The organism is Streptomyces sp. NPDC002156 (assembly GCF_053593675.1).
Genome location: NZ_JBSFDA010000087.1, coordinates 37,675 through 43,801, shown reverse-complemented (window position 1 = coordinate 43,801; position 6,127 = coordinate 37,675). Strand labels below are relative to the sequence as shown.

At 70.0% G+C, this 6,127-nt stretch carries 6 protein-coding genes; all 6 read right to left on the bottom strand.

The features are described from left to right. Positions 1-197: 197 nt before the first annotated feature. Complete coding sequence (locus ACWCRB_RS29995) at positions 198-1,535, bottom strand: MFS transporter (protein WP_450999019.1); 1,338 nt, start codon at positions 1,533-1,535, stop codon at positions 198-200. Positions 1,536-1,690: 155 nt separating this feature from the next. Next, complete coding sequence (locus ACWCRB_RS29990; RefSeq protein WP_450999018.1) at positions 1,691-2,641, bottom strand: catechol 2,3-dioxygenase; 951 nt, start codon at positions 2,639-2,641, stop codon at positions 1,691-1,693. After that, positions 2,641-3,714: a 4-oxalomesaconate tautomerase gene (locus ACWCRB_RS29985; RefSeq protein ID WP_450999024.1), complete on the bottom strand. Its 1,074-nt coding sequence runs from the start codon at positions 3,712-3,714 to the stop codon at positions 2,641-2,643. The genes ACWCRB_RS29990 and ACWCRB_RS29985 overlap by 1 nt, the downstream gene beginning before the upstream one ends. Positions 3,715-3,743: 29 nt before the next feature. Then, positions 3,744-4,454: a 4-carboxy-4-hydroxy-2-oxoadipate aldolase/oxaloacetate decarboxylase gene (locus ACWCRB_RS29980; RefSeq protein ID WP_450999017.1), complete on the bottom strand. Its 711-nt coding sequence runs from the start codon at positions 4,452-4,454 to the stop codon at positions 3,744-3,746. After that, the gene (locus ACWCRB_RS29975) at positions 4,451-5,200 is read right to left on the bottom strand and encodes a PIG-L deacetylase family protein (RefSeq protein ID WP_450999016.1); all 750 of its coding nucleotides are present in this window, start codon (positions 5,198-5,200) and stop codon (positions 4,451-4,453) included. Before ACWCRB_RS29975 ends, ACWCRB_RS29980 begins: the two co-directional genes overlap by 4 nt. Positions 5,201-5,279: 79 nt before the next feature. After that, positions 5,280-5,930, bottom strand: coding sequence for a GntR family transcriptional regulator (locus ACWCRB_RS29970; RefSeq protein WP_450999015.1), 651 nt, complete (start codon positions 5,928-5,930; stop codon positions 5,280-5,282). Positions 5,931-6,127 lie beyond the last annotated feature (197 nt).

Here is a 6,127-nt window from a genome sequence, read left to right as displayed (position 1 = left end):
CCTACCCGTCCCATCCCGTTCCTGGGGGCTGCGCCCCCAGACCCCCCTTTGTCCTCAAACGCCGGACGGGCTGACAAACCAGCCCGTTGGGGGGTCCCCCCTCTGGGGGAGTTTGAGGACCAGGCCCGTTCAGGGCCGTAGCGGGGGTTCGGGGGCGGCGGGGGCGAGACACCGCTTCGGGGCTCGTCCGCGTTGGTTCAGCCCGTCCTGGTCAGTTCCTCCGCCTTTGAGGGCGACGTCCGCTCGCCCTGCGCCCGCAGGCCCGTCAGCGCGACGAACACCGTCGCCAGTACCGCCGCGATGGCGAACGCGGTGAACCCCCAGGTCTCCGAGCCGCTCGCCACGAGCCGGCCCCCGAGCCACGGCCCGAACACCGCGCCGAAGCGGCCGATGCCGGACACCCAGCCCACCGCCGTCGCCCGGTTGGCGTCGGTCGAGCGGCCCGCCACCGTCGCGTAGATCATGGCCTGGGCGCTGAAGAGGAACATGCCGGTGAGGAAGACCACGGTGTACGTGAGCGGCAGTGCCATGTGGATGCCCAGGAGGTAGACGCCCACTGCCGTGCCCGCGAACCAGATCGTGGCGATACGGGCGGAGCCGTAGCGGTCGGAGCAGCGGCCGGCGACCAGCATGCCCACGATGCCGCCGAGGTTGATGACGATCAGGAAGGAGAGGGAGGAGCCCAGTTCGTAGCCCGCGCCGCGCATCATCGTCGGCAGCCAGTTGCTGACCCCGTAGACGAGCAGCAGGCCGCAGAAGGAGGCCAGCCAGAACAGGGCCGTCGTACGCCACAGGTTGCCGCGGAACAGGGCCGCGACGGCGCTCCAGCGGTCCCCGGCGGCGGGGCGGTCCGCCGCGACGACGGGCAGTTCGACGTCGTAGCGGTCGGCGAGGGCCCGGGCCTCCTCGACCCGCCCCTTGGCGATCAGGAAGCGCATCGACTCGGGCAGGTACTTCGCGACCAGCGGGACTCCGACCAGGAGCGGGATGACGCAGATCCAGTAGGCGACACGCCAGCCGTCGGGGCCGCTCGTCCACAGGCCCAGGAAGCCCGCCATGATGCCGCCGGCCTGGTGCGCGGTCATCAGCGTGCCGACGATGAGGGCGCCGCGGCCGCGCGGGGCGTACTCGGAGACCATCGTGATCGTCGTGGGGAGAAGGCCACCGAGGCCCAGGCCGGCGATGAAGCGGCCGAGGCCGAACACCTCGAGGCTGGGGGCGACCGCGCACAGGGCGGATGCCAGCGAGAACACGGTGGTGCAGGTGAGGATGACCTTCTTGCGGCCGATCCAGTCGGTGACCGTGCCCGCGGACAGGGCGCCGATCAGCATGCCGAAGGTGGCGTAGCTGCCGAGGTCGCCGGCCTGGTCGGGGACGAGTCCCAGGGCCTTGTGCTCCAGCATGTGGGGCAGTTCGGCGCCGTAGACGAACATGTCGAGGCCGTCGAAGAAGACGACCAGCCAGCACAGGCCGACGACGAGCACGGCCAGTCTGCCGCCGCGAGCGGGCGGGGCGGAGGCGGGGGACGGAGACATCGTTGTTTCCTATCGGGAACGGCACACGGGGATGAGATGCGCTCGACGGTAGGGAGCCGTCGCAGGAGTGTCAACGTTTTTGTCAACAATCTCAGGTACGGCGCGGGCCCTGCCGTGGTCGGTCATGGCCCGCGCCGCAGGTGGGAGCGTCGGCGTCAGTCGAGCGGAGGCGTCCCGTGCGTATGGAACGACTCGATGGTCTTCAGACCCCATGCCTGGCCCTTGGCCCGCTCCGCCTGGGTCCAGGTGATCAGCGGCCAGTCGGGGGCGAGCACCAGCCGGGTCAGCGGATTGCACAGCTCGATGCGGTTGCCGCCGGGCTCGTAGACGTACAGGAAGAACGTCTGCTGGATGGCGTGCTTGTGCGGGCCGGTCTCGATGTGCACGCCGTTGTCCAGGCACAGGTCGGCGGCGCGCAGGATGTCCTCGCGGGTGTCCGTGGCGAACGCGATGTGGTGGAGGCGGCCGTTGGAGCCGGACCAGTCCTCCGTGTAGACGATGTCGTACGACTTGTTGGTGAACGTCAGCCACTGCGCGGCCAGGCGTCCTTCGTCGAGGACGATCTGTTCGGTGGGGCGGGCGCCGAGGACGTGCTGGACGAAGCCGGCGTTCGAATCGACCGCGGCGGCGAGGAAGTTGACGTGGTCGAGGCGGCGTACGCCGACGCCCGTCGCGGGCTTGGCCTGGGGCTGGTTCTTGAGGCCGGGCCGCAGCTCGGGCGGCGCCTCGTACCACTCGCTCTCCCAGTAGAGGGCGTACTCGTGGCCGTCGGGGTCGGTGGTGACGTACAGCGGGCCGAGTCCGGGCTCGTCCTCGACCCAGCGGCCGGGGCGGCCGGCGTTCTCGGTCTCCTTGACCCGGCGTTGCAGTGCCTCCTCGCTGGAGGCGCGCAGGGCGGTGCGGCGGATGCCTGACGTCGAGTGGGCGGTGAGGGTGAGGCTGTGGTGCTCGTAGTCGTCCCAGGTCCTCAGGTACACCGAGTCGCCGGAGCGGCCGTTCTCGGTGAGGCCGAGGATCGTGGTGAAGAACCGGACGCTGGCGTCCAGGTCGGGGGTGAGGAGTTCGACATGGCCGAGGTGGGCGATGTCGCCGAGCGGCGGGGTCATCAGCGGCTCCTGACGGGGAGGGGGACGGCGGGGCGGGGGAAGACCGTGCCGTCGAAGATCTTGCGGGCGGTACGGACGACGGCCGTGCGGTGCGCGACCGGGGTGGGGCCGTCGGGGTCGGTGAGGGAGACGACGGTTTCCACGTCCAGGAATCCGGTGGGGTGTTCGATGCGCAGCGAGGCGTCGTCGTGGGCGGGGAGACGCGCCACCCCCTCCCCGACGGCACCGGGTATGAGCAGCCCGGCGGCGACGCTCGCGGCACCCAGCACGCCGATCGCCGTGTGGCAGCGGACCGGGATGAAGGTGCGGGTCATGACGGTGCCGCCGTGCACGGGCGGGGCGAGCAGGCTGAGCTTGGGCACGGTCGTCGCGGAGACATCCCCGAGGCCCATCAACTTGCCCGCCTCCAGCCGGATTTCGCGCAGCCGTTCATTGAGGGTGACGTTCTCCTCCAGGTCCCTCGGCTCCTCGTAACCGGTGACGCCGAGGGCGGAGGCGGCGATCAGTACGGTCGGCATGCCGTTGTCGACGCAGGTCACCGGCGTGTCGGCGACGGTGTCCCGGACCCGGCCGGTCGGCAGCAGGGGTCCGCTCCCCCGCCCGAACCCGATCGTCACCGGAGCGGCGCCACCGGGCACACCGGAGATCTCGGTCGTGCCCTCGTAGACGACGCGTCCGTCCGCCGTAGGGAAGGTCGCGGTGGCGTGGTCGCCGCTGTTGACCATGCGGATGCGCACGGAGGTCAACTCCCCGTCGGCCGCGACCAGTCCGCGTTCCACGGCGAACGGGCCGACGCCCGCGAGAAGGTTCCCGCAGTTCTGACGGTCACTCACCTCCGGTTCCTCGACGCCGACTTGGAGGAACAGATAGTCCACGTCGGCCTGTTCGTCGTCCGAGCGGAAGACCACGGCCACCTTGCTGGTGAGGGGGTGCGCTCCGCCGAGGCCGTCGATCTGGCGGGGGTCGGGGCTGCCCATGACCCGCAGCAGCAGGTCGTCGCGGGCGACGGGGTCGTCCGGCAGATCCTCGGCGAGGAAGTAGGCACCCTTGGAGGTGCCGCCGCGCATCAGCATGCAGCGCAGCTCCTCCCCCGCGCCGGTGCTCACGAGTCGGCTCCGCCGCGGACGTACTCCTCGTACGACTGGTACGTGACCCCCAGCCGTACGAGCGTCTCGCGCAGCCCGTACCGGTCCAGGCCCAACTGGCCGTCGGCGAAGGCCAGTCGGGACGCCTCCTCCTTCGCGATGCGGGCCTCGGACGCCTTGACGGCCTCGGCCGAGCGCAGCCGGGGGACGACCATCACGCCGTCGTCGTCGGCGATGATCACGTCACCGGGGTGGATCTGCTGGCCGCCCACGACGATCGGGACGTTGACGGAGCCGCCCGTCGCCTTGACCGTGCCCTGTGCGGACACCGCAGCCGACCAGACGGGGAAGTCCATGGCGCGCAGTTCGGCGGTGTCGCGTACCCCGGTGTTGATGACCAGGCCGCGTACGCCCCGGTGCCGGAGCGCGGTGGCGAACAGTTCGCCGAACAGGCCGTCCGTGCACGGGGAGGTGGTGGTGACGACCAGGATGTCGCCCTCGGCGCACTGTTCGACGGCCGCGTGGATCATGAGGTTGTCGCCGGGCCAGCACAGCGCGGTGACGGCGGTGCCCGCGATGCGGACGTCCTGCTGGATCGGGCGCAGGGCCGGGCCGAGGAGGCCGGTGCGGCCCAGGGCCTCGTGGACGGTGGCCACGCCGTGGCGGGCCAGCTCCTCGACGTCCGCGGCGACTGCGCGCGGCGGGTTGGTGACGATGACGCCGCTCATGCCAGTTCTCCCGTGACCTGCGGGTAGGGACGCATATATGCCTCGCCGTAAGTGGTGTGCGGCAGGCCGAGGTTGGGGCCGGCGTTCCGCTTGAGCTGGACGCCGCGCCGCTTGGCGAGGTCGGTGTAGTAGTCCCACAGATGCTGTTGGGCGGACAGGCACTCCATGGCCTTGCGCTTGGTGTCGAACACCTCGGTGATGTCGAGCAGCACCTGCGGGGTGAAGTCGCACATCTCCGGCTGATGGGGTTCGAAGAAGAACACCGGGGGCGCGCCCAGGACTTCACCGGGGGCGGGATAGCCGATGGCCTGGGCGAGGATCCGCGCGTCCAGGGCCATCCGGGCGGCGGCCGGGTGGTCGGCGTTGTAGGGGTCGGCGAGCGGATGGGTTAGCACCACGTCGGGCTGGACGTCCCGGTAGATCCCCACCAGCCGGTCGGTCAACTCGGGGGTGGCGAGGAGGGGGTAGTCGCCGGCGTCGAGGAAACGGACCTCGGCGCCGAGCGCGGCGGCTGCCTGCTCGGCCTCGGTCCGGCGTATCCCCTTGATCTCCTCCAGCGATTTACCCTCCCGCCAGGCCTTGGCGGACTCGCCGCGTTCCCCGTACGACAGGCAGGCGATGACGACCTTCTCGCCACGGGAGGCCGCCAGCGCGATGGCACCTCCCGCCCGCCAGACGAAGTCACCGGCATGGGCGCTGATCACCAGCGTCGAGCGAGCGGCTGCGGGCACCGCACCATGTGTCATTGCAGAAATCTCCTTGGTGGACAGGTCGTTCGGCCCACCTCGGCGGCGTCATCCGCGCAACGCGTGTTCGCGGAACACGCTATTCGCGCAACGCGGCGATCACGCTCGTGAGATGGGCGCGAGCGGCCTTTTCGGCCGCCTGCGGGTCCCTGGCCGTGATCGTCTCGACCATGGCCAGGTGTTCACTGAGGGACTGCTGGGGACGCCCCGGTCGCAGCGCGAGCTGGAAACGGTGGCGCACCAACTGGGCGTTGAGCTTCTCCAGGAGTTCCACGGCCGTCTGCTGGCCGGAGAACTGTCTGATCCGGGCGTGCAGATCCTGGTTGAGCTCGGAGTACGTGACCGGCTCACCATTGGCGACGGCCTTGGCCATCGCCTCGCCGACACCGGTCAGTTGGGCCAGTTGGTCGTCGGTGGCCGCGACGGCCGCCTTGGCCGCGCACAGCCCTTCGAGGACCATCCGGCATTCGGTGATGGCGACCGCCTCCTCCACGGTCACCACCCGCACCCGCGAGCCACGGTTGCGGATCCGCTCGACGAGTCCCTCCGACTCCAGCTCGATCAGCGCCGCCCGGACGCTGGCCCGTGTCACACCGAACTGCTCGGCGAGTTCGTTCTCCACCAGCCGCTGGGCCGGTGCCATGTCGCCGCGCAGAATCGCCTGCCGCAGCCGCTCCAACGCGTGCTGCTTGGCCTGCTCTCCGGTGCCTGGACGGGCTTGTTTCGGCATGTGCCCTCCTGAGTGAGTGCCTGTCGACGCTAAATCTAGACCGACAACATTGTCAACAATATTGTTCTCCATGTTCGCACACAGTTGACCCACAGAAACACCGCGACGAACCCCGATCTGTTATCAGGTCAAGCGTCCCGGACTATTGACTCCATCACCCCGCTGTCGCGATCCTCATCACAGAGTTGCGCGAGCCA